This is a genomic window from Streptomyces sp. NPDC047028 (genome assembly GCF_040644095.1).
Lineage (GTDB): Bacteria > Actinomycetota > Actinomycetes > Streptomycetales > Streptomycetaceae > Streptomyces.
Window position 1 is genome coordinate 75,279 of sequence record NZ_JBEYVS010000024.1, and the last position, 20,087, is coordinate 95,365.

Genomic DNA, 20,087 nt, shown 5'->3' on the forward strand with positions numbered 1-20,087 from the left:
TCAGCCGATCTGGCTCCCCGTGGCGGACAGCGCCTCGGTGACGGGTTGGAAGAACGTCTCCCCGCCGGAGGTGCAGTCACCGCTGCCGCCCGAGGTCAGCCCGATGGCGTTACTCCCGGAGAACAGCGAGCCGCCGCTGTCCCCGGGCTCGGCGCACACATCGGTCTGGATGAGCCCGCTGACCGTGCCCTCCGAGTAGTTGACGGTGGCGTTCAGGCCGGTGACCGTGCCGTCGTGCACATGCGTGGTGGAGCCGCTGCGCGTGACCTTCATGCCGACGGTCGCCTCCGCCGCGCCGGTGATCTGCTGGGCCGAGCCGTTGTAGAGGTCGACCTCGCTCGGATGATCGGTACCGGCCGTGTACTTCACCAGCCCGAAGTCGTTGCCCGGGAAGCTGGACTGCGCGTTCTGGCCGATCACGGCGCCCGAGGAGTCCGACCAGCTGGAGATGGCCTCGGTGCAGTGCCCCGCGGTCAGGAAGTACGGCTGCCCGTCCTTGACCACGTTGAAGCCGAGCGAGCAGCGACCGCCCGAGCCGGTGATCGCGTCGCCACCGGCGACGAAGGGCTTGAAGGTCCCCTTGGACCGCTTGAGTTCGGCCTTGCCGCCGAGCCCGGCGACCACCTGGGAGAGCTTGCCCCACCGCGCCGTGGACACCGTACGGTCCGCGGTGACGACGACCTTGTCGCTGACCGGGTCGGTCGCCCACGAGGTGCCGGGGATGGTCGCGTCCTTCTTCAGCATCGCGCGGGCGCCGTCGAGTTCGGCGAGGGAGTGGGTGACGAGTCTGGCCTTGGCGCCGGCCGCCTCGACGGTCCTGGCGGCGGTCTGGTCGAGCACGTTGACGACGAGGCTCTGGGACCCGGCGTCGTAGTAGCTGCCGGCCGCGCCGGAACCGAGGCCGCTCAGCAGGCTGGAGGCGAGCTTTCCGGCCGCCGGGGCCGACAGGACCCGGGGCTGCGTTGCGGCGTGGGAGGGTTCGCTGGCGTTCGCAGTCTGGAAGGTGACTCCCGCGGCTACCAGGGCGGTGATGCCCGCTCCGATCACGGCGGCCCGTCGCCTGGGTATGCGTCGGTGCTGCAACTCACGTCCTCCTGTGGGGGGATCGACCCGCGGAGTTGTGGGGACTCACGGGACGGAAGGCTGGTTGACGGGCGCCCACTATTCCGAGCCGCACAGGGAGCACACAAGGTCGACTTCAGGACGCGCGCACGGGTACCCCGTACGCCCCCGCCCCACTGGACCGAGGCCAGTCGTCCCTGGGAATTCGCACTGCAAACACTACGAGCGAGTAACCTCTCACCGGGCGTCGACCGCCAACGGTGGCTCGATTCCGCCCCTTTGGATGCGGGATGCGGGACACAGCCGATGCGGGACACGGCGAAGCCCCCGTACGCCGCGGCGTACGGGGGCCCGGGTGGCCCACCACCGGCGGGCCGGGAGGACGGACGAACCTCAGCCGACGCTCACGCCGTAGTGGCTCAGCGCCTCGGTGACCGGCTGGAAGAACGTCGTACCGCCGGAGGAGCAGTCGCCGCTGCCGCCGGACGTCAGACCGTAGGCGGTGCTGCCGTAGTAGAGCGGGCCGCCGCTGTCGCCGCCCTCGGCGCAGACCGTGGTCTGGATCAGCCCGTAGACGACGTCACCGCCGCCGTAGTTGACGGTGGCGTTCAGCGCGGTCACCCGGCCGCTGTGCGTGCCCGTGGTGGAGCCGCGCCGGTAGACGGTCTGGCCCACGCTGGGCGTGGCCGCCCGGGTGATGGACTGGCCGCCGACCGCGCTCGGGTGCGAGACGGACGAGTTGGTGTAGCGCACCAGCGCGTAGTCGTTGCCCGGGAAGCTGTAGCCGACGTTGGTGCCCAGCACGGTGCTGTGGCTGGAGTTGCTGTACCAGGTGGAGGCGACCTGGCCGCAGTGGCCGGCGGTCAGGAAGTAGTACGTGCTGCCGCTGTGCACGTTGAAGCCCAGCGAACAGCGGTACTGGCCGCCGTAGATGGCGTCGCCGCCGGTGATGAGCTTGTTGAACTTCCCGTCGGTGTGCTTGATGGTGAGCGCGTCCGCGCCGGCGCCGGCCTGCCGCCTGATCTTGGCGATCTCGGCCGGGGACACGGTGCTGTCGACGGTGACGACGACCCGGTCGGTCCTGCTGTCCACCGCCCAGGCGGTGCCCGGGACGTCGGCCTTGAGGACGGAGTCGCTCGCACGGGTGAGCTGGTTGGCGCTGAACGTGTGGTTGTCGCCGGCGTTCGCGGCGTTGGCGGTGGGGGCGGCGAACGCGGCCACGGCCAGCAGGCCCGTGGTCACGGCGACCAGCCGGGTCCGTCTCGCCGTTCCGGTGCGGGGAGTGGTGCGCTTGATCCTCACGTGTCGTTCCCTCCCAGGGGAAGTCGGGGGCCCGCGTGGGGTCGGGGCCCGTGAGGCGCAGCCAGGGGGCATCGCGTACGGAGGCCGTGCGCACCGGGTTCCGATGTCTCAGGTTTCCGGCAGCGCGTGCCCCCGGCAAGCGCTGAGGGGGAGTATTCGGCCGAACGGCCGGTCGGCACAAGGGCGCCTTTCGGCCGTACAGCCTTCAACCTTCGGCCGAACTACGCGCGTTCGCCTAGCGGATCAGGCTCCGGACCGTGCACTGCCCTTCTCTTGACCAGTACACGTCAGGACCCCGCCACTCCGGCAGCGTCTCACGGGCCCCCGCCCCGTAGGGCCTTCCGCTCCCAAGAGGAGGATCAGTGGGCGGCTCCTGGTCAACAGCCGTCACACGGGCAACAACAGCAGTCGCCGCAGCCATCACAGCCGTCGCAGCCGTCGCACGGGCAGTCGCAGTCGCAGTCCCGGCAGCAGCCCTCGCGCTTCTTCCGGGACCAGGGGCCCTCGTACTCCTCGGCGCAGCACATCCGGCAGCCGCAGCAGAGGAGGGCGAACATGCCGCAGCCGGCCAGGAAGCCGCGCGGCTTGTGGGCGGGCGGGTGCCCGAAACCGGGCCGACCCACGTCCGGGTGGCCCAGGTTGGGGTGACTCAGGTTCGGGTGGCCCAAGCCCTCATGCAGTGGCCTTTGATGCGCGCCATGCCTCGCGTGCCCCGCGCCGAACGCCCGGTCCACGGATCGGCGCAGTTCGTGGACGAGGAGCCGGTGGACCAGCGCGCCGTCGGTGAACTCGGCCTCGCGCAGGGCCAGGCGGATGCCGTGCAGGGCGTCGTCGGCGAGCCGGCGCGCCTCGGGCAAGGACGTTCCAGTGGCCGTCAGCGGGTTCCAGGCGCCCGACGCGGCGTCGGCGTCCCTGTCCTCGACGGCGTCCAGGAGGTGGGCGAGCCGGCCGAAGAGCCGGCCCGCCTCGGCGAGCGGCCCGGCGTTGCCCGGCCGCCCGGCCAGGACGGCGGTGTGAGCGAAGGCGGCGCCCGTCGCGGTCTCGGTGGGCTCGGTGACCGCGAGCAGCGGGGTGCCGTGCCCGGCGAGCGCCTCGACGCCGGTCTGGCGCTCGACGGCGTCCAGGAGGACGGCGGTGTCGAACCCGACCGCCGAACCGCCGCGCGCCCCGGCCCGCGTCCAGTTCGCGGCGACCCGGCGCGCGGCGACGGCCACCGGCCCGCGGGCCAGCAGACCGTCCCCGTCGGCGACGTGGTCGCGGATCTTGGCAGAGGCGAGCACCAGGGACACGGCGGCGGCCAGCCGTGCCCCCTCACCCTTGGCCACGGACGCCGTGCGCATCCCGCGCAGCGGACACGGGCCGGCGGTGCGCCGCGACGTACCCCGAATTCCGGCCTGAGCCTCCGTCAGAACCGATATGAGCAGTGCGTCATAGTTCGTCACGATTCGGGCGAATTGTCCGTGATCGCGGCGCAGGGCCAGGCACAGGCCGCACATGTGCGCCATCCACTGGGCCTTGAGGCCCTCTCCGAGCCGGTGACTGCATGGTCGTACGATTCCGAACACGACGATCCCCCGTGGCGTGAAGCGATGTTGAGCCGCCGCATCGTATCGGCCGACCGTCCGCTCGTACCGACGTCGTATAAGCGGCGTATCGGTCCGCTCGTTCACCCGTACGCACCGTGCATCACCCGTACGCCCATGACAATCATATTTCACTCACAGTCAGCAGCCGTATGAGTCACGACCCTTGGGGCACAAGGACTCTCGACGGACGCGCTGTGCACCAGTACCGTCACAAACCCCCCGCGCGGCGTCTATTCACTTGGCGCGCCGTCCGCATCATGGATGACCATAGGGATGCGGAAGCAAGAAGGACCGCTGTGAGAGGAGGCGTCCATGGGATCGGTACGCAAGGCGAGTGCGTGGCTCGGCCTCGTCGACGACAACGATGACGAGCGCTACTACGACGACGACTACACCGAGGGCGCCGAGTCCGAGGGTGCCTGGGTCACGGACCCCCGGGTGAAGGTGGCCACGGACAAGGCCGAGGAGAAGGACCGCCGGATCGGTACGGTCACCCCGGACAGCTTCCGGGACGCCCGCGCCATCGGCGAGCTGTTCCGGGACGGCGTCCCGGTGATCATGAACCTCACGGCGATGGAACCGGCCGACGCCAAGCGCGTCGTCGACTTCGCGGCCGGGCTCATCTTCGGCCTGCGCGGTTCGATCGACCGCGTGTCCAACCGCGTGTTCCTGCTGACCCCGGCCGACACGGAGATCATCAGCGGGGACGCGTCCCAGCACCGTTCGGACGGCTTCTTCAACCAGAGCTGAGGCAGGGCCGCTCACCGGCCCTGCCTCCCCCTACAAGACCATCGGGGCCGCCGACGGGCTCAGCGGAACGCGTCGAGCCCGGTGAGCGCCTTGCCCAGCACGAGCTGGTGCATCTCGACGGTGCCCTCGTAGGTGAGCACCGATTCCAGGTTGGTCGCGTGCCGCATCACCGGGTACTCCAGGGAGATCCCGTTGGCACCGAGGATCGTCCGCGCCGTGCGGCAGATCTCGATGGCCTCGCGGACGTTGTTGAGCTTGCCGAAGCTGACCTGCTCCGGACGCAGCCGGCCCGCGTCCATGCGCCGCCCCAGGTGATGGGCGAGCAGAATCCCCTTGTGCAGTTCGACCGCCATGTCGGCGAGCTTGGCCTGGGTGAGCTGGAAGCCCCCGATCGGCCGCCCGAACTGCTCCCGCGACTTCGCGTAGTCGACGGCCGCCTCAAGGCTGCTGCGCGCGGCGCCCATGGCGCCCCAGACGATGCCGTACCGGGCGTGCGAGAGACAGCTCAGCGGTCCGCGCAGCCCCGTGACCTCCGGCAGCACGGCGTCGGCGGGCAGCCGTACGTCGTCCATCACGAGTTCGCTGGTGACCGAGGCGCGCAGCGACCACTTGTGCTTGATCTCCGGGGCGGAGAAACCGGGGGTGTCGGTCGGTACGGCGAAGCCGCGGATGCCGTCCTCGGTCTGCGCCCAGACGACGGCCACCCCGGCGACCGAGCCGTTGGTGATCCACATCTTGCGGCCGTTGAGGATCCAGTCGCCGCCGTCGCGCTTGGCGTGGGTGCGCATGGAGGCGGGGTCGGAGCCGTGGTCGGGTTCGGTGAGTCCGAAGCAGCCGATCACCTCGCCGGCGGCCATGCGGGGCAGCCACCGCTGCTTCTGCTCCTCGCTGCCGAAGCGGTGGATCGCGTACATGGCGAGGGAGCCCTGCACGGAGACCAGGGAGCGGATGCCCGAGTCGGCGGCCTCCAGCTCCAGGCAGGCCAGGCCGTACTGCACGGCCGTGGCGCCGGCGCAGCCGTACCCGGACAGGGACATGCCGAGGGCGCCGATGGAGCCGAGTTCGCGCGCGAGGTCACGGATGCCGGGCAGCTCGCCCTTCTCGTACCAGTCGGCGACGTACGGCAGGACGCGGTCGGCCGCCCAGGCGCGCACGGTGTCCCGGACGGCCAGGTCCTCCGGGTCCAGGAGGTCGTCGATCCCGAGGGGGTCGGCGGGGTCGAACGGGGGCAGCTTCGCGGACGCGGACATGGAACACCCTCCGGCACACTGAGGCACTCTGAAAACTAGCAGCGCTAGTTACGATTCCGGAGCCGACGTTACGGTGCGCCGTCCCCCGCGTCCAGCGCCACCACTCGAGCGGCGCCCACCCGGGGCTTGCCGGGTGCGCGGGACCTGTCCGCCGAGGCGGTCCGGGAGGTCCGGCGGCCGTCGGCGGCCGGGCGGCTGTCAGCCGTCCGTGCGGCGCTGCCGGAGCCGGGGTCGTCGGCGGTGCGGTGGCCGTCGGCCGTGCGGAGGGCCTCGGCCGCCCGGTGGTCCTCGGCCGCCCGGGGCCTGCCGATCGCGCGGGGCAGGCCGAGCGCCCAGGGCTCGTCGGCCTTCCAGGGCTCGTCGGCCTTCCAGGGCTCGTCGGCCTTCCGGGGCACGTCGGTCTTCGGGGACCCGTCGGGTGTGCGCGGCCTGCCGATCGCCCGCAGTCCGCCGTCCGCCGCCGGCGCCCCGCTCCCCCACGGGTGTTCGCTCGCCGCCGACGACTCGGCCGCCTGCGCGTGCTCCGCCGCCACTGGTGTCTCGCCGGCCCACGGCCGCTCGGCCCCGGTCGGCAGCTCGGCCGACCGCAGCCACTCCGTCTCCCGTGACCGCGCGACCGTCGCGGGCCACTCCCGCTGCCCGGCCCCGGCGGCCGGTGCCGGCCGCTCGGCCTGCCTGGGGGCGGGGAAGCCGGTCTCGGCGGGGAGGCCGCTGTGGACGGCGAGGCCCGGCTCGGTGTTCTCCTCGGGGCAGTGCATCACCCGCGGCAGGCGCAGGGCCATGACCGCGCCGAGCAGCAGCAGGCCCGCGCTGACCAGGAGCGTGACATGGAGGCCGTGGACGAAGGAGTGCCGGGCCGTGTGGCGCAGGGCGGCTCCGGCGGGGCCGCCGAGATGCCCGGCGACCTCGTAGGCCTCGCCCAGCGAGTTGCTCGCCGCGGCCGAGGCCCGTGCCGGGACGCCCGGCACCGAGGCGAGGCCGGGGGCGTAGGCGGCGTTCATCACACTGCCGAGCAGCGCGATGCCGATGCCGGCGCCGAGCTGGTACGACGTCTCGCCGATCGCCGCCGCACCGCCGGCCTGTGCCGGCGGGGCTTCGCTCAGCATCGACTCGTACGCCCCGAACAGCGTCATCTCCAGGCCGAAGCCCAGCAGCACGAAACCGGTCAGCAGCAGGGGCGCGTCGTCCACGCCGCCCATGGCCGTCAGCGTCACGACCGCGGTGGCGGTCAGGCAGAAGCCGAAGCACACCATCCGGCGCGGTCCGAAGCGGCGCAGCATCCGCGCGCCGGCCAGGCCCGCCGCCATCGCGGCGACGGTCAGGGGCAGCAGCCGCAGGCCGGTCTGCAGCGGGGAGAGGCCGAGCACCAGTTGCAGGTACTGCGCCGCGATCAGCTCCAGGCCGACCAGGGCGAGCATCGCCAGCACGATGCAGCCCACGGCGGTGCTGAACGCCGGGCGGCGGAACATCCGCAGGTCCACCAGCGGATGCGGGTGCCGCCGCTGGCGCCGTACGAAGAGGAGGACGAGTGCGGCACCGATCAGCAGCGGCAGCACGGTGAGCGGGCTCGCCACCGGCTCGCCGCCGCCCAGCCGCTTCACGCCGAAGACGACGCCGAACAGGCCGACCGCCGCCATCAGGGCGCCGGTCACGTCCCAGGGGCCGGCCCCGTCGCCGCGCGACTCGGGCAGCAGGATCCGGCCCACCGGCAGGCTGACCAGCATCAGCGGGATGTTGATCAGGAAGACCGCGCCCCACCAGAAGTGCTCCAGCAGGAATCCGCCGAGCAGCGGTCCGACCGCCGCGCCGACCGCGGCCACAGCGCTCCAGATGCCGATGGCCAGCGCGCGCTCGCGCCGGTCGGGAAAGACCTGGCGGAGGATCGACAGCGTGGCCGGCATGATCATCGCGCCGCCGACGCCGAGCAGGGCGCGGGCGAGGATCAGCGTCTCGGCGGTCTGCGCGAACGCGGCCACCGCGGAGGCGACCCCGAAGAGGGCGTAGCCGAGCAGCAGGATGCGTCTGCGGCCGACCCGGTCGCCCAGCGTGCCGAAGAGGATCAGCAGCGAGGCGCAGACCAGTGGGTAGACGTCGACGATCCAGAGCAGTTCTATCGCGCCGGGCCGCAGGTCCTCGGTGACGGCGGGGACCGCCACGTGCAGCACCGTCGCGTCGAGGGCGACGAGCAGCAGGCTGACACAGAGGACGACGAGCACGACCCAGCGGTTGGCACCGGCCCCGGCCGCCCGACGGCGCAGCAGTGCGGCGGCCGTGGTCGTCCCGGACATGTACGTACCTCCCAGATGATCCCTCGCGTGCGGCGGACCGACGGGGTGGGGACTCCCGTCGTACGGCCGGAGAGGAGCGGGGTCTCCGGCCCGCGCGATCCCACGCGGGTGACACCTGAGCGTACGCGAGTTCGTTCCGCGGACGCGTGGCGGACCTCTCACACGCGGCAGGGAACCCATGTGGCGTACGCCACGTCCTCCGCCCTTGAAAACGCCCCGGCGGCCGGCCGGGTTCCCGGTCCGGTCGATAATCGAGCCCGTGACCGATCTCGCGACGCGCGTGGCCCCGGCCCGCGCCCCCCTAGGGCCTGTCCGGCGGGCGGCTCCGGCCCTGCTCGGGTACGCCGCCGTGCGCGCCCTGGGCCTGGTCGTGCTGGCGGTGTGGAGCGCCGCGCGCTGTAAGAGCGGGTACACGCTGCTGACCGCGCGCTGGGATGCCCTGTGGTACACCCGGGTCGCCCACCTCGGGTACGGCTACGAGGTGCGGCTGCCGAACGGCGACCTGCATTCCAACCTGGCGTTCTTCCCGCTGCTGCCCTGGCTGGAGCGGCTGCTGCACGCGTGCGGGCCGCTGTCGTACGCGGACGCCGGTCTCGTGGTGAGCCTGCTGGCCTCGCTGGCGGCGGCGGGCGGGATCTTCGCGGTCGCGGAGCGGGTGTACGGGGCGCGGGCAGGCCTGTACGCGGTGCTGCTGTGGGCCGTGCTGCCGGTGGGGATCGTGCAGTCGATGGCGTACAGCGAGTCGCTGTTCACGGCGCTGGCCGCGTGGTCGCTGTACGCGGTGCTGACCGGGCGGTGGGTGGCCGCAGGGACGCTGGCGGCGCTCGCCGGGCTGACCCGGCCGGTAGGGCTCGCTGTGGTCGCGGCGGTGTGGGCGGCGGGCCTTGTCTCGTTCGTGCGAGACCGAAGCGCGCGGGGGGCGCACGGCGCACGCGACGACGAATGCGCCCCGAGCCCGGCGAGCAGCGCGCGCGCCGGGCGCGTACAGAGCGCGAGCAGCGCGCACAACACAGCACGCGCCCTCCCTCTCGCCTCGCACGCCCCCGCCTTGCCCGGCGCCCCCCCTTCCTTGCGCCGCGCCCTCGGTCTGCTGATCGCCCCGCTGGGCACCGCCGGCTATGTCCTGTGGGTCGGCCACCGCACCGGAAAGGGCCTCTTCGGCTACCTCGACGTCCAGGCCGGCTGGCGCAACGGCTTCGACGGCGGGTACGCCTTCGCCCGCTTCGCCGTCGGCAAGCTCACGTCGTTCCCGTCGGCGCTCGTCGGCCTCGGCCTGATCGCCGGCGTCGCCCTGCTCGTCCGGCTCTACCTGGCGGGCGTACGGCAGCGGCAGCCGCTGCCGCTGCTCGTCTACACGGGGGTCGTGCTCGCGCTCGCCCTGTGCGCGTCGAGCTACTTCGGCTCCAAGCCCCGGCTGCTGATGCCCGCGTTCCCGCTGCTGCTGCCGCTCGCCCGCGCCCTGGCCCGGACGCGCCGCTCCCGGTCGGTGCTGACCGTTGCGGGTGTGGCGGTGGCCTCGGCGATCTACGGGGCGTTCTGGCTGAACGGTTCCGGCCCGCCGTGACCCCTCCCGCACCCATTCCACCCGGTGAACCGGTGAACGAATTCATAAGTGCCATAAGACTGCCGCCCGGCATGATCAAAGGAATTGCCGGAAGCCTTCTCAACGGATTGCGGAACCAGTGGAATTCTGGGCGCTGTTGAGACGTTTCCCACATCACATCGTCATCACGACCCAGCTGTTTTGACAGGGAACACAGCTCACTCGCTGTAACGTCGATTGGGTGCGTACCGAACGAAGCCTGACCCGGCGTCTGGACCGGGTGTTCGCCAGGCTGGACCGTGAGCCGGAACGACCGGCTCACATCGACGTGCCCAGGATGAGCCGGCACCGGGTCGTGCTGTTCACGGCGACCCTCGCCTTTTACCTGGCGATCGTGTGGGCCGTGGTGATCACTTCCTGGCTGGTCCGGCTGGACTGGCAGGTCATGTTCTTCCGCCCGTACCAGCAGTGGCCGCAGATCCACGCGTTCCTCGACTACTACGTGGTGCTCGGCCAGCGCGGCCCCACCGCGGTGATGGTCGCGGCCTGGCTGGGCTGGCGTTCCTGGCGGCAGCACACCCTGCGCCCGCTGCTGACGCTGGCGACCTCGCTGCTGCTGCTGAACATCACGGTCGGCGCCGCCAAGCTCGGGATGGGGCGGCTCGGTCCGCACTACGCGACCGTGATCGGTTCGAACGAGATGGGCATGGGCGGCGATATATTTCCCAGCGGCCACACCGCGAACGCCGTGGTGACCTGGGGAATTCTGGCCTATCTGGCCTCCAGTCCGCGCGCTCGCCGCTGGCTCTCGGCCCTGTCGGCGATCACCTCCCTCGGCGTCGGCCTCACCACCGTCTACCTCGGTACGCACTGGCTGAGCGACGTGCTGCTGGGCTGGGCCGCCGGGCTGCTGATCCTGCTCGCCCTGCCCTGGTTCGAGCCGCTGATCACCCGGGCCGAGAACGCGCTGTTCGACCTGCGCGACCTCTGGCGTGCCCGTCGTGGCCGCCCGGTGCCCGCACCGGCCGTCCCCGTCGCCCCTGCCCCCGTGCTGCTCAAACAGCGTGCCGCGCCCGCCGAGCAGCCCACCCCGGCGCGCGAGCCCGTCGCACCGGCGCGCGGCCCACGAGCCCCGGCGTACCGCACCACCGGCGCGCACTCGGCCCGCTCGGAGCGCACCCCGGTCACCCCGGCCGGCAGCCGCCGTCCGCCGCACGCCGAACGCGTCCCGCGCGGCACGACCCAGCCGGCCCGCCCCTGACGGATGGCTGGGCGTCCGGTTCAGCCCTTCCAGGCGCGGGACACCCGGCCGTCGCTGACCTCGAAGTTCATCCGGCCCACCTGGTACTCCATGGTGATGATCGAACCCGGCGGCAGCGACCGGACCGTGTGCCACCCCCGCTCCCGGGCGAGCCGCTCGGCGTGGGCGCCGTCGAGGCCGACGTACCCGTCCGGACTGTCCTGGGGCTCCGCCGGCGGAGTGGGGAAAGATGTCATGCGGCCACGCTAGGCCGCGGGGGCCGACGACGGAAGCAGGGCCTGGCACCACCCGGCACGCGTCCCCCTCCGGTCACACTTCTGTCACAGGTTCCCGACACCCGTTCCGGCCGAAATTGCTCACCCGTACGAGCGTTTCCGTACGGCTTCCCGAGCTGATCGAACTCGATTTCCGCGTGTCGGCGACCCCCTTCGAATGGTGACGCCGGAAAACGCCCCGGGAAGGGGCGGGAGCGCCTTCTCAAGGGGATTCTCCCGGATTCCGGGGGGGACGGCAGGGCGCCCGACGTTCTCATGAGAATTTCACGCGATGCGCACATCCTCGCCGCACGGGGACGCGTCCCCCGGAGGCGGAAAACGCCGGCACCCCCGCGGGCCGCGGGGGTGCCGGACGTGACGGGTCAGAGCGCGAGGCGCTGGCCCGGGACGATCAGGTCGGGATCGCCGCCGATGACGGACGCGTTGGCGGCGTAGACCCGCTGCCAGGTCATCCCGTGCCGGGCGGCGATCCTGCTGAGGGTGTCACCCGCGCGGACGGTGTAGTCGCCGCGCGCGGCGCTGCGGTTGGTGTGGCCCGCGGGGCGGTTCGGCGCCTTCGCCGGGGCGGACTTCGTCGTCACGTCGCCCTTCGAGGCGGCTGGAGAGGCCGCCGACGGCGCGGACCCCGAGGCTCCCGCGCGGGCCGAGCAGACCGGCCAGGCGCCCCAGCCCTGGGCGTGCTGGACCTTGGTGGCGACGGCGATCTGCGCGCTCCTGGAGGCCCGGTCGGCGGTCGGAGCGTACGCGGTACCGCCGTAGGCGCGCCAGGTGCCGGCGGCGAACTGGAGCCCGCCGTAGTAGCCGTTGCCGGTGTTGATGTGCCAGTCGCCGCCGCTCTCGCACTGGGCGATGCGGTCCCACACGCCGTTGCCGGCTGCTGCCGCGTCGCCGGTCGCGGCCAGCAGCCCCAGCGGGGCCAGCAGGACGGCTCCGGCGAGGACGGCCGCGGTACGGCCCTTGCGGGCACTGCCGGGACGCGCGGTGGTACGGCTGGTATGGGCACACTCGGACATGTGGTTCCCTCTCCACGAACCCGGGCTCCCCCGGACGGAGCGCGTCTCGCCGCGCTGATTCGCGGTTCCTCGCGCCCGCCCCGTCCGCCGCGGCCGGTGCGGCGATGCTGCGCTGCCTGTGCCGGCCGGCGGACGTACCCGAGCGGTGCTCGATGCACACGGCGGAGGAATGTAGGGAGCCGGGGCGCCCGGCGGCAACCAACTCCGGGTCCGCCCAGGCCAGTTGGTCATTACCCCGGGTATCGGCGATTTTCGGCCAGCACCTTCATCCGCTGATTTCCGGATATGTCGACCAGCAGTCGAGAGGATCTGTGACTCACTTCACCCGTACAAGTTCCTTGACGACGCGCGAAGTTGACGCTGAGTGGCCGGTTCCGGGCGGGACGTGACGCTGTGCTCGGGATGGTTCGATTCCGTTCCCCGCGGTGCGTGACCCCGGCCACAGGTCCTCCGTTGTCATCTTCATGAGCCCGGAACCCCGGGGCTCAGGGCCGGGAGCCGCCCGGCCGACCCAGCACCGCATCCCGAGGGAGCCACCGTGCCGCGCATGCTCGACGTCAGTGACGCCGTACGCGCCGAGATCGGCGACGAAGAAGCCGACCGGCTGCTCGCCGGAGAGAACGCCCCGGGCAGTTACGACTGCACGTCCTGCCGCACCCCGGGCGACTCCGGGCAGGAGCGCACCAGCACCGTTCTGTTCGTCGGCGACGAGACTGCCGTCCTCGCCTTCGCCCACGCCGGCTGCCTGCCCTCGCAGGTCGTCCAGGTCACCGAGGAGCAACTGCAGGGCGCCGTCCGCTCGATCGGGAGCGGGCCGGTCGGCCAGCCGGAGAAGGCCGTGCCCGAGCAGGCCGTGCTCGGCGTGACCAGCGGACTCGTCCTCATCGAGGGCGAGCTGCACCCCGCGCTGGTCGTCGAGCCGACCGCGCCGATCGTGCGGCCGGGCTCCACCGGGGCCGGCGACGACTTCCTGCCGCTCCTCATCGAGCAGGGCTTCATGCCGGTGACCGCGCTGACCACGGTGCCGCCGGTGCTGCACGGCTGGTCGGTGCTGCTCGCGGTGGGCCAGCTGCACGCGGTGCTGCAGCCGTCGCCGAACGGCGGACAGCCGGTGGCGTGGTGGCAGGCGCACCAGCCGCTGCAGGTCACGGACAGCTGGCGGGCGGCGGCGAACAAGCATCAGCAGGTGCTGATGTTCGCGGCGCCGGTGGGGTCGATCGGGCGGCAGCCTCGGGAGGATCTGCTGCGGGAGTCTCTCGACAAGGCTGCGGGGAGTGGGAAGTTGGTCGCCGCTGCTCTGCCTCTTGCCGGTACCTGAGTTTGCGCCCTCGGGGCGGGTGAGTGCTGTTCGTCGGCGGGTGCGGGTGCGTGGTGGTTGCTAGCGCCGTTCCCCGCGCCCCTTTGGGGCGCGTTCCAGCACCGCATCTCTTTGAGGTTCCGGTCGTTTGGAGTTATGTGCACGCATACGACACTCCTTCTCGTCGGGCTCCGTTCTCCTCTGTTCCGGCCGCTCGGTCGGGGCCGGAGGGGGGCGGGGGGCCGTCGGCCACGCCGATCTACGACTCGCTCTACGCCGAGTGGGTCAGGACCTTCCGTACGCTGCCGGGTGACCGCAGCGGCGAGGAGGAGCTGGGGTTCACCGCCTTCGGGTGCATCCCGCACAGCACGGGTTTCTACGGCGGCCACCGCCCGGGGTCGTTCAGCAGTTCGTACAGCGCTTACAGCGCCGGTGCGTACAGCGCCCGGCAGCAGTCACAGTCGCAGTGGCAGCGGATCGGCACGCTCGGCGGGCAGCAGCAGGAGACGCGGACGCACTTCGTGCCGGCCGCGCTGCCCCCGGCCCCGCGCCGGGGCATGTGACGTACGGCGAAGGGCGGCCCCTGGTGCTCAGGGGCCGCCCTTCGTGCCGTACCGCTATGTCTGCGCGTGACCGCTACTTCTTCTTCGCGCCGCGCTTCTCGCGCACCCGCACCGAGATATGGATCGGGGTGCCCTCGAAGCCGAACTCCTCGCGCAGCCGGCGTTCGATGAAGCGCCGGTAGCCCGCCTCGATGAAGCCGGAGGCGAAGAGCACGAACCGCGGGGGCTTGGTGCCGGCCTGGGTGCCGAAGAGGATGCGCGGCTGCTTGCCGCCCCGGACGGGGTGCGGGTGAGCCGAGACCAGCTCGCCGAGGAAGGCGTTCAGGCGGCCGGTGGGGACGCGGGTCTCCCAGCCGGCGAGGGCGGCCTCGACCGCCGGGACCAGCTTCTCCATGTGCCGGCCGGTCTGCGCCGAGACGTTGACCCGGGGGGCCCAGGCGACCTGGCCCAGCTCGGTCTCGATCTCCCGCTCCAGGTAGTAGCGGCGCTCCTCGTCGAGGGTGTCCCACTTGTTGTAGGCGATGACCATCGCGCGGCCCGCCTCGACGGCCATGGTGACGATGCGCTGGTCCTGCACGGAGATGTTCTCGGAGGCGTCGATCAGGACGACGGCGACCTCCGCCTTCTCGACGGCGGCGGCCGTGCGCAGGGAGGCGTAGTAGTCGGCGCCCTGCTGCAGGTGGACGCGTTTGCGGATGCCGGCCGTGTCGACGAACTTCCAGGTCTTGCCGCCGAGTTCGATCATCTCGTCGACCGGGTCCCGGGTGGTGCCCGCGAGTTCGTTGACGACGACGCGCTCCTCGCCGGCCACCTTGTTCAGCAGGGAGGACTTGCCGACGTTCGGGCGGCCGATCAGGGCGATCCGGCGGGGGCCGCCGATCGCGGTGCCGAACGACTGCTCGGGGGCCTCGGGCAGCGCCTCGAGGACGGCGTCCAGCATGTCCCCGGTGCCGCGGCCGTGCAGGGCGGAGACGGGGTGCGGCTCGCCGAGGCCCAGGTTCCACAGGTAGGCCGCGTCGGACTCGCCGCTCGGGCCGTCCACCTTGTTGGCGCACAGCACGACCGGCTTGCCGGCCTTGCGCAGCAGGCGGACGACCGCCTCGTCGGTGTCGGTGGCGCCGACCTTTGCGTCCACGACGAAGACGACCGCGTCGGCCGCCTCGATCGCGTACTCGGCCTGAGCGGCCACGGAGGCGTCGATGCCGAGGACGTCCTGCTCCCAGCCGCCGGTGTCGACGACCTTGAAGCGGCGGCCCGCCCACTCGGCCTCGTAGGTGACGCGGTCGCGGGTGACGCCGGGCTTGTCCTCGACGACGGCCTCGCGGCGGCCGATGATCCGGTTCACCAGCGTCGACTTGCCGACATTGGGGCGGCCGACGACGGCGAGCACCGGCAGCGGGCCGTGGCCCGCTTCCTCGATGGCTCCCTCGACGTCCTCGATGTCGAAGCCCTCTTCGGCGGCAAGCTCCATGAACTGCGTGTACTCGGCGTCGCCGAGCGCCCCGTGGTCGTACTCGTGCTCAGCCGAGTCGCCGGGCTGGTTCTGGTCGTTCATGAAGTCCGTACCTCGTCGTTCCTTCGTGGTGATCGGTGGAGCACCCCTGGCGGGCTGATCCACTACTCAAGTGTCGCCTAGCGCCCGGTCAGGCGCCTGGCGTTTTCCAGGTGGCCGGTGAGCTGCTTCTGGATTCCCTCGGTCGCCTCGTCCAGCACCCGCCGCGTGGCCCGGCCGGAGCCGTCCCCGGCCTGGAACGGGTCGCCGAAGACGACGTCGACGCGGGAGCGCAGCGGGGGCAGCCCCTTGATCAGCCGTCCGGGCCGGTCCGTGCTGCCGAGCACCGCGACCGGCACGATCGGCGCCCCGCCGCGCACGGCGAAGTAGGCCAGCCCCGCGCGCAGTGAGGCGAAGTCGCCCTCGCCCCGGGTGCCCTCCGGGAAGATGCCCAGCACTCCCCCGGCCGCCAGCACGCCGAGCGCCCGGGTGATGGCCGTACGGTCGGCGGACGTGCGGTCCACCTGCACCTGGCCGATGCCGGTCAGGAAGGCGCCGAGCGGTCCCACGAACGCCTCCCGCTTGATCAGGAAGTGCGTCGGGCGGGGTGCCACGCCCATCACCATGGGGCCGTCGATGTTGTGGGAGTGGTTGACGGCGAAGATCACCGGACCGGTGGCGGGCACCTTCCAGGCGCCGAGCACGCGCGGCTTCCACAGCCCGTACATCAGGCCGACGCCGATGCGCCGCCCGACCTCGGCGCCCCGCTCCGAGGCCGGCTCCGCCGGGGTGGACGGCTTGCTCACTTCCCGGCCCGCTTCTCCTCGACCAGGGTGACGACGCACTCGATGACCTGGGCGAGGGTGAGGTCGGTGGTGTCCACCTCGACCGCGTCGCCGGCCTTGGCCAGCGGCGAGGTCTTGCGGCCGGAGTCGGCCGCGTCCCGCTTGATGAGCGCCTCGCGGGTGGCATGCACGTCGGCGCCCTTCAGCTCGCCGCTGCGGCGGGCGGCGCGGGCCTCCGGGGAGGCGGTGAGGAAGATCTTCAGGTCGGCGTCGGGCAGCACGGTCGTGCCGATGTCGCGGCCCTCGACGACGATGCCCTGCTCGGCGCCGGCGGCGATCGACCGCTGCAGCTCGGTGATGCGGGTGCGCACGTCGGGCACCGCGCTGACCGCGCTGACCTGCGCGGTGACGTCCTGGGTGCGGATCGGTCCGGCCACGTCCACCCCGTCGACCGTGATGGTCGGGTGGGCCGGGTCGGTGCCGGAGACGATCTCCGGCTTGCCCGCCACCGCGGCGATGGCGGTGGGGTCCTCCAGGTCGATGCCGTTGTTCACCATCCACCAGGTGATCGCCCGGTACTGGGCGCCGGTGTCGAGGTAGCTCAGGCCGAGCTGCGCGGCCACGGCCTTCGAGGTGCTCGACTTGCCGGTGCCCGAGGGGCCGTCGATCGCGACAATCACGGGCTGGGCGGCGCCGTTTTCCACGGGGGGACACCTTCCTGGTGCGGTGTGGGCGAGGTTGGGGGAGCGAACGCGCCCCGCACAAGGTTACTGGGTTCCCGTCACTCGTCCGGACGCGTGCGCGCCCGGCTGCGGCCGCGCGGACTACTGGCGCAGCGCCCAGCCCCGGTCGCGCAGTGCGGCGGTCAGGACCGGGACCGCCCTCGGCTCGACCATCAGCTGCACCAGACCTGCCTGCTGCCCGGTCGCGTGCTCGATGCGGACGTCCTCGATGTTGACCCCCGCCTGGCCCGCGTCGGCGAAGATCCGGGCCAGCTGGCCGGGCTGGTCGTCGATGAGGACGGCGACCGTCTCGTACGCCCGCGGCGCGGACCCGTGCTTGCCGGGCACCCGCACCTGTCCCGCGTTCCCGCGGCGCAACACGTCCTCGATGCCCGTGCTGCCCTCGCGCCGCTTGTCCTCGTCGGCGGACTGCAGGGAGCGCAGGGCGCGGACGGTCTCGTCGAGGTCGGCGGAGACGTCCGCGAGGAGGTCGGCGACCGGGCCCGGGTTGGCGGACAGGATGTCGATCCACATGCCCGGGTCGGAGGCGGCGATCCGGGTCACGTCCCGGATGCCCTGCCCGCACAGCCGTACGGCGGCCTCCTCGGCGTGCTCCAGGCGGGCGGCGACCATGCTGGACACCAGGTGGGGCATGTGGGAGACGAGGGCCACGGCGCGGTCGTGGGCGTCGGCGTCCATGACGACCGGGACGGCCCGGCAGTGCGAGACCAGCTCCAGGGCGAGGTTCAGCACCTCGGTGTCGGTGTCCCGGGTCGGGGTGAGCACCCAGGGCCGGCCCTCGAACAGGTCGGCGGTGGCGGCCAGCGGGCCGGACTTCTCGCGCCCGGACATGGGGTGGGTGCCGATGTACGACGCCAGGTCCAGGCCCCGGGCCTCCAACTCGCGGCGCGGTCCGCCCTTGACGCTGGCCACGTCGACGTAGCCGCGGGCCACACCGCGCCCCATGGCGTCGGCGAGGACGGCGGCGACGTGTGCGGGCGGAGCGGCCACGACGGCCAGGTCGACGGGGCCGCTGGGCGCCTCGGCGGTGCCGGCGCCCAGCGAGGCCGCCGTACGGGCCTGCTCGGGGTCGTGATCGACGAGGTGGACGACGACGCCCCGCTGGGTCAGGGCGAGCGCGGCGGAGGTGCCGATGAGCCCGGTGCCGATGACGAGTGCGGTCCTCACTGGGCGATGTCCTTGCGCAGGGCGGCGGCGGCGCCGAGGTAGACGTGGGCGATGTCGGCGCGGGCGCGGTCCGACTCGACGTGCGCGAGGATCCGTACGACCCGGGGCATGGCGCCCGCGATGTCCAGTTCCTGGGCGCAGATCAGCGGGACGTCGACGATGCCGAGCTTGCGGGCGGCGGCGGCCGGGAAGTCGCTGTGCAGGTCGGGGGTGGCGGTGAACCAGATGCTGATCAGGTCGTCCGGGGTGAGTCCGTTCCGCTCCAGGACGGCGGTGAGCAGGGCTCCGACCTGCTCGTCCATGTGCCCGGCCTCGTCCCGCTCCAGTTGGACGGCCCCCCGGACCGCTCGTACCGCCACGGCGCTGCTCCTCGCTGACTTAGGTCACGGCTGTTGGTCCGTCCAGCGTAGCCAGCCGGCGCCGGCGGGGCGCGCCGCGCCCGCCCGCTGAGACGGCGGGGCCGACCAGGTGACCCCTGTCCCGGGTCCTTCGGCGGGGGCGCCCCGAATGGGAGGATGCCGGTGTTCGTGATGTTTCCTACCGTTCTGGACGAATCGGCGTTCGGAGTATCGGAGTAGTGGCATGAGACAGGGCGCGACACGGCGCACGGTGGTGACGACGGGTGCCGTGGCGCTCGCCGGCGCGTGCATCGGATGCGGCGGCGACAGCGGCGGTTCCGGCGGCGGCGGCTCCGACGGAGAGGAACTGGCGAAGACCAGTGACATCCCGGAGGGCGGCGGGAAGATCTTCACGGACCGGAAGGTCGTCGTCACCCAGCCGAAGAAGGGGGACTTCAAGGCGTTCTCAGCGGTCTGCACCCATATGGGCTGCACGGTGGCCACGGTCGCGGACGGCACCATCGACTGCCCCTGCCACGGCAGCAAATTCCGCATCGCCGACGGTGCGGTGGCCCAGGGCCCGGCGACCAAGCCGCTGCCACCGGAGACGATCACGGTGAAGGGAAATTCGATCCGCCTGGCGTGACCGGGCCGCGTACGCTCCCGGAATGCGGCCCGAGGACCTGGTACGTCACCACACGATCTACGCCTGTGTCATGGGCTCGCGGGCCTTCGGCCTGGCCACCGGGGACAGCGACACCGACCGGCGGGGCGTGTTCCTGGCGCCCACTCCCCTGTTCTGGCGGTTCGAGAAGCCGCCGACGCATTGTGAGGGGCCCGGCGAGGAGCAGTTCTCCTGGGAGCTGGAGCGGTTCTGCGAGCTGGCGCTGCGCGGCAACCCGAACATCCTGGAGTGCCTGCACTCACCGCTGGTGGAGCACGTGGACGACACCGGCCGCGAACTGCTGTCCCTGCGGGACGCCTTCCTCTCCCGCCGGGCCTACGACACCTTCACGCGCTACGCCCTCGGCCAGCGCAAAAAGCTCGACGCCGACGTCCGCACGACCGGCGCCCCGCGCTGGAAGCACGCCATGCACCTGCTCCGCCTGCTGACCAGCGCCCGGGATCTGCTGCGCACGGGTGAGCTGCGGATCGACGTCGGTGACGGGCGGGAGCCCCTGCTCGCGGTGAAGCGGGGCGAGGTGTCCTGGGCGGAGGTGGAGGCGCGCATGGCCGGGCTGGCGGCACAGGCGGAGGAGGCCCTGGCTGGCAGTCCGCTGCCGCCGGAGCCCGATCACGCGCGCGTGGCCGACTACCTGTTCCGCGTGCGCCGCGCCTCGGCCCTTGCGACCGTCTGAGCCCGCGAGACCGG

General features: G+C 72.3%; 18 protein-coding genes and 1 pseudogene. 7 read left to right on the forward strand and 12 right to left on the reverse strand.

Annotation, left to right across the window (positions count from 1 at the left end; all coding sequences use genetic code 11):
- The 3 genes from ABZ854_RS21875 to ABZ854_RS21885 all read right to left on the reverse strand — a co-directional run bounded on the left by ABZ854_RS21875 (position 1) and on the right by ABZ854_RS21885 (position 3,929).
- Positions 1 to 1,083, reverse strand: coding sequence for a S1 family peptidase (locus ABZ854_RS21875; RefSeq protein WP_361213391.1), 1,083 nt, complete (start codon positions 1,081 to 1,083; stop codon positions 1 to 3).
- Positions 1,084 to 1,455: 372 nt separating this feature from the next.
- The gene (locus ABZ854_RS21880) at positions 1,456 to 2,364 is read right to left on the reverse strand and encodes a S1 family peptidase (protein ID WP_361213394.1); all 909 of its coding nucleotides are present in this window, start codon (positions 2,362 to 2,364) and stop codon (positions 1,456 to 1,458) included.
- A gap of 377 nt (positions 2,365 to 2,741) precedes the next feature.
- The gene (locus ABZ854_RS21885; RefSeq protein ID WP_361213397.1) at positions 2,742 to 3,929 is read right to left on the reverse strand and encodes a DUF5685 family protein; all 1,188 of its coding nucleotides are present in this window, start codon (positions 3,927 to 3,929) and stop codon (positions 2,742 to 2,744) included.
- 333 nt (positions 3,930 to 4,262) lie between these two features.
- Between ABZ854_RS21885 and ABZ854_RS21890 the strand changes: the two genes are divergently transcribed.
- On the forward strand, positions 4,263 to 4,700 hold the full coding sequence (locus ABZ854_RS21890; protein WP_129309927.1) for a cell division protein SepF: 438 nt from the start codon (positions 4,263 to 4,265) through the stop codon (positions 4,698 to 4,700).
- 59 nt (positions 4,701 to 4,759) lie between these two features.
- Here the strand turns inward: ABZ854_RS21890 and ABZ854_RS21895 are convergent, their stop codons facing one another.
- Together ABZ854_RS21895 and ABZ854_RS21900 are read right to left on the reverse strand one after the other, a co-directional pair.
- Positions 4,760 to 5,950: an acyl-CoA dehydrogenase family protein gene (locus ABZ854_RS21895; protein WP_361213401.1), complete on the reverse strand. Its 1,191-nt coding sequence runs from the start codon at positions 5,948 to 5,950 to the stop codon at positions 4,760 to 4,762.
- Positions 5,951 to 6,693: 743 nt separating this feature from the next.
- Positions 6,694 to 8,238, reverse strand: a pseudogene (locus ABZ854_RS21900) (MFS transporter); the annotation flags it as partial.
- Between the two features lie 259 nt (positions 8,239 to 8,497).
- On the opposite strand from ABZ854_RS21900, the gene ABZ854_RS21905 reads away from it, so the two are divergent.
- Together ABZ854_RS21905 and ABZ854_RS21910 are read left to right on the forward strand one after the other, a co-directional pair.
- Positions 8,498 to 9,802 carry a mannosyltransferase family protein gene (locus ABZ854_RS21905; protein ID WP_361213404.1) on the forward strand — a complete coding sequence of 435 codons (1,305 nt, stop codon included), beginning with the start codon at positions 8,498 to 8,500 and terminating at the stop codon, positions 9,800 to 9,802.
- A 220-nt stretch (positions 9,803 to 10,022) separates the two neighbouring features.
- Complete coding sequence (locus ABZ854_RS21910; protein ID WP_361213407.1) at positions 10,023 to 11,042, forward strand: phosphatase PAP2 family protein; 1,020 nt, start codon at positions 10,023 to 10,025, stop codon at positions 11,040 to 11,042.
- A 20-nt stretch (positions 11,043 to 11,062) separates the two neighbouring features.
- Here the strand turns inward: ABZ854_RS21910 and ABZ854_RS21915 are convergent, their stop codons facing one another.
- Positions 11,063 to 11,278: an I78 family peptidase inhibitor gene (locus ABZ854_RS21915; RefSeq protein WP_361213410.1), complete on the reverse strand. Its 216-nt coding sequence runs from the start codon at positions 11,276 to 11,278 to the stop codon at positions 11,063 to 11,065.
- 401 nt (positions 11,279 to 11,679) lie between these two features.
- Positions 11,680 to 12,330, reverse strand: a complete 651-nt coding sequence (locus tag ABZ854_RS21920) for a transglycosylase family protein (protein WP_361213413.1) — start codon at positions 12,328 to 12,330, stop codon at positions 11,680 to 11,682.
- A gap of 538 nt (positions 12,331 to 12,868) precedes the next feature.
- Between ABZ854_RS21920 and ABZ854_RS21925 the strand changes: the two genes are divergently transcribed.
- Both ABZ854_RS21925 and ABZ854_RS21930 read left to right on the forward strand, forming a co-directional pair.
- Entirely contained in the window at positions 12,869 to 13,648 is a 780-nt protein-coding gene (locus ABZ854_RS21925) for a hypothetical protein (protein ID WP_361213416.1), read from the forward strand.
- Positions 13,649 to 13,785: 137 nt separating this feature from the next.
- Positions 13,786 to 14,190, forward strand: a complete 405-nt coding sequence (locus ABZ854_RS21930) for a hypothetical protein (RefSeq protein WP_361213419.1) — start codon at positions 13,786 to 13,788, stop codon at positions 14,188 to 14,190.
- Between the two features lie 73 nt (positions 14,191 to 14,263).
- On the opposite strand, the gene der is transcribed toward ABZ854_RS21930, so the two are convergent.
- The 5 genes from der to aroH form a co-directional block, all read right to left on the reverse strand.
- Positions 14,264 to 15,745 carry a ribosome biogenesis GTPase Der gene (der, locus tag ABZ854_RS21935; RefSeq protein ID WP_361213422.1) on the reverse strand — a complete coding sequence of 494 codons (1,482 nt, stop codon included), beginning with the start codon at positions 15,743 to 15,745 and terminating at the stop codon, positions 14,264 to 14,266.
- A gap of 77 nt (positions 15,746 to 15,822) precedes the next feature.
- Complete coding sequence (locus tag ABZ854_RS21940; protein ID WP_361213512.1) at positions 15,823 to 16,410, reverse strand: lysophospholipid acyltransferase family protein; 588 nt, start codon at positions 16,408 to 16,410, stop codon at positions 15,823 to 15,825.
- 74 nt (positions 16,411 to 16,484) lie between these two features.
- On the reverse strand, positions 16,485 to 17,171 hold the full coding sequence (cmk, locus tag ABZ854_RS21945) for a (d)CMP kinase (RefSeq protein ID WP_361213425.1): 687 nt from the start codon (positions 17,169 to 17,171) through the stop codon (positions 16,485 to 16,487).
- A gap of 120 nt (positions 17,172 to 17,291) precedes the next feature.
- Positions 17,292 to 18,377, reverse strand: coding sequence for a prephenate dehydrogenase (locus tag ABZ854_RS21950; protein WP_361213428.1), 1,086 nt, complete (start codon positions 18,375 to 18,377; stop codon positions 17,292 to 17,294).
- Positions 18,374 to 18,736, reverse strand: a complete 363-nt coding sequence (gene aroH, locus ABZ854_RS21955; RefSeq protein ID WP_361213431.1) for a chorismate mutase — start codon at positions 18,734 to 18,736, stop codon at positions 18,374 to 18,376. The genes ABZ854_RS21950 and aroH overlap by 4 nt, the downstream gene beginning before the upstream one ends.
- A gap of 223 nt (positions 18,737 to 18,959) precedes the next feature.
- On the opposite strand from aroH, the gene ABZ854_RS21960 reads away from it, so the two are divergent.
- Positions 18,960 to 19,361, forward strand: coding sequence for a Rieske (2Fe-2S) protein (locus tag ABZ854_RS21960; RefSeq protein WP_361213434.1), 402 nt, complete (start codon positions 18,960 to 18,962; stop codon positions 19,359 to 19,361).
- A gap of 22 nt (positions 19,362 to 19,383) precedes the next feature.
- Positions 19,384 to 20,073 (forward strand): nucleotidyltransferase domain-containing protein, encoded by a 690-nt coding sequence (locus ABZ854_RS21965; RefSeq protein WP_361213437.1) that lies wholly within the window; start codon positions 19,384 to 19,386, stop codon positions 20,071 to 20,073.
- The last annotated feature ends 14 nt before the right edge of the window (positions 20,074 to 20,087 follow it).

Coding starts and splice junctions, on each gene's coding strand:
- ABZ854_RS21890 (WP_129309927.1), top strand. CDS start 4,263: ATGGGATCGGTACGCAAGGCGAGTGCGTGGCTCGGCCTCGTCGACGAC.
- ABZ854_RS21895 (WP_361213401.1), bottom strand. CDS start 5,950: ATGTCCGCGTCCGCGAAGCTGCCCCCGTTCGACCCCGCCGACCCCCTC.
- ABZ854_RS21915 (WP_361213410.1), bottom strand. CDS start 11,278: ATGACATCTTTCCCCACTCCGCCGGCGGAGCCCCAGGACAGTCCGGAC.
- ABZ854_RS21920 (WP_361213413.1), bottom strand. CDS start 12,330: ATGTCCGAGTGTGCCCATACCAGCCGTACCACCGCGCGTCCCGGCAGT.
- der (WP_361213422.1), bottom strand. CDS start 15,745: ATGAACGACCAGAACCAGCCCGGCGACTCGGCTGAGCACGAGTACGAC.
- ABZ854_RS21940 (WP_361213512.1), bottom strand. CDS start 16,410: ATGTACGGGCTGTGGAAGCCGCGCGTGCTCGGCGCCTGGAAGGTGCCC.
- ABZ854_RS21960 (WP_361213434.1), top strand. CDS start 18,960: ATGAGACAGGGCGCGACACGGCGCACGGTGGTGACGACGGGTGCCGTG.
- ABZ854_RS21965 (WP_361213437.1), top strand. CDS start 19,384: ATGCGGCCCGAGGACCTGGTACGTCACCACACGATCTACGCCTGTGTC.